Here is a 2,462-nt window from a genome sequence, read left to right as displayed (position 1 = left end):
CTCCTTGGAACGAAGAGTGATTCCAACGAGATCAACAGGGAACCTTATCTCTTTTCAAAGAGGGTACAAAACGTTTTAAGAGCAGTGTGTTCAGAGTTACCGATAGCGAGCTCATGGCCATGAAGAAGGCGGCCAGTTCGGGGCTTACAATCAGGCCGGTGAAGGGGTAGAGTACGCCCGCGGCAATAGGTATGCCAATGCTGTTATAAATGAAGGCCCAGACCAGGTTTTGACGCACTTTGCGCATGGTTGCCCGGGCTATTTCAACGGCCGAAACCACGTCCCGCAGATCCGCCCTGATCAGGATTACCTCGCCCGTTTCCCTGGCGATGTCCGTGCCCGTACCAATAGCCATGCCCACGTCGGCGGCAGCCAGGGCCGGGGCGTCGTTGATACCGTCGCCCACCATGGCCACCCGCAGGCCGCGGGCCTGTAGCTTGCGCACCTCTTCGGCTTTCTCCTGTGGCAACAGTTCCGCAAGCACGTTTTCAATGCCAACCTGGCGGGCGATGGCTTCGGCGGTGCGGCGGTTGTCCCCCGTGATCATGAACAACTGCATACCCATTTTTTTCAACCGGGCAATGGCCTGGGGCGCATGCTCTTTTATCGTATCGGCCACCGCAATCACCCCTGCTGCCTGGCCATCCACTGCCAGGAGCATGGCGGTTTTACCATCCTGCTCCAGGGATTCTAAAGTAGACCGGAGATTTTCAACGGGTACCTTTTCTTTCTTCATTAACTGGCGGTTGCCCAGCAATATCGTGCGGCCACGGTAGCGAGATATGACGCCGTGGCCAGGGATGGCCTCGAATTCCTCCGCTTCTTCCACAATCACGCCGGCTTTTTTCGCTCCCAGAACGATGGCTTCGCCCAGGGGATGCCCGGAATTTTTTTCCGCGGCAGCGGCCAGACTCAGCAGTTCTTCCCGCGTAAAACCTGGAACAGGGATGACATCGGTAAGGGATGGTTCGCCCCGTGTGATGGTGCCCGTTTTGTCCAGCAGTATCACCTGCAGTGCGGCGGCGGCTTCTACAGCATCGGCTCCTTTAAAGAGAATGCCGTTTTCAGCCCCCTTTCCAGTTCCGGCCATCATGGCGCTGGGAGTGGCCAGTCCCAGCGCACAGGGGCAGGAAATGACCAGGGTGGTCACGCTTAAAAGCAGGGCGAAGCCAAAGACTCCCACTCCGGCCAGGCTGTAGGGCGACAGGATAAAATGACTGTCCGGCCGGAAAAAGGCGTGGTAACCGTAAAAAAACCAGAACAGAAAAACCAGCAGCGCCAGCACGTGGACTCCGGCAATGAAGTGTCCGGCCACGAAATCGGCCAGCTTTTGTACCGGTGCCCTGGTGGCCTGGGCATCTTCTACCAGGCGAATGATCTGTGCGAGCGTGGTATCCCGGCCCACCCGGGTGGCCTCAAATTTAAAGGAACCGGTTTTGTTGATGGTGGCTCCGATTACCTCGTCACCCGGCTTTTTCTCCACCGGGATACTCTCCCCGGTAATCATGGACTCGTCCACTGCCGAATGCCCTTCGATTACCCTTCCGTCCACCGGGATGCTTTCTCCGGGACGCACCACAACCACATCGCCTGGCACCACATCGAGGGCGTCAATTTCCATCTCCCGGCCTTCCCGGATTACCCGTGCAGTTTTGGGTTCCATGTCGAGCAACTTCCGGATGGCTTCGGAGGCACGGCCCCGCGTGAGGGCTTCCAGGTAGCGGCCCAGGACGATAAAGGCAGTTAACAGGGCGGCGGATTCAAAAAAGGTGGCTCCTTTGCCTCCAAAGCCCGCTCCGGGCCAGAAGGTGTTTATGGTGGCGATGATATAGGCAGCCCCTATTCCCGTGGCATAGAGCAGGTTCATATCGGTGGCGCCCTTCTTTAAGCCGTTGAAGCTGTGCACGAAAAACTGCCAGCCGGCAATGAAGACTACCGGGGTGGTCAGTGCCCACAAAAAGAGGGTATTACCCATAAAACCCGGTACAAAACGGGGAAAGATCCACACGTCCCGGAACATGCCCAGCATTACCAGGAGGGAGAGTGGCCAGGCTATCCACATGTTCCGGGCCTGGCGGCGTATTTCCTGCTGGCGGGCCTGTTTCTCCCGGTCCAGGGCTTCCTGGCCCGTGGCCTTCCCGGTAACCTCGTAGCCCAGGCCTGCGATTGTTTCTTTAATCCGGGCCGGTGTTACCGTCCCCGGGTAAAAAGTCACCCGGGCGGTTTCCGCGGGAAGGCTTACGGTTACATTCAATACCCCGGGCAACTCTGAAACTGCCCGTTCCACCCGTGCTACACAGGCCGCGCATCTCATACCCCTTACGGTCAAGCGTATTTCCCCGGTGGGTACCTTGTAGCCCAGTTCCCGGATGGTATTGACCAGCTGTTCCACGGATACCTTAACCGGGTGCACAAGTTTCAATCCTCACCCGGCACAGAGGCCGGGTGCAACCAGGCGGCGG

At 58.0% G+C, this 2,462-nt stretch carries 1 protein-coding gene; it reads right to left on the bottom strand.

Going from position 1 to position 2,462, the window contains the following annotated elements:
* Positions 1 to 31: 31 nt before the first annotated feature.
* A complete protein-coding gene (locus tag ACPLUI_RS13840) occupies positions 32 to 2,413 on the bottom strand; it encodes a heavy metal translocating P-type ATPase (protein WP_424660831.1) in 2,382 nt (793 codons plus the stop codon).
* Between the last annotated feature and the right edge of the window lie 49 nt (positions 2,414 to 2,462).

The organism is Desulfofundulus sp. (assembly GCF_049701015.1).
GTDB lineage: Bacteria > Bacillota > Desulfotomaculia > Desulfotomaculales > Desulfovirgulaceae > Desulfofundulus.
Note: the sequence above shows the minus strand (reverse complement) of the source record. Positions and strands in the feature narration are given on the sequence as shown.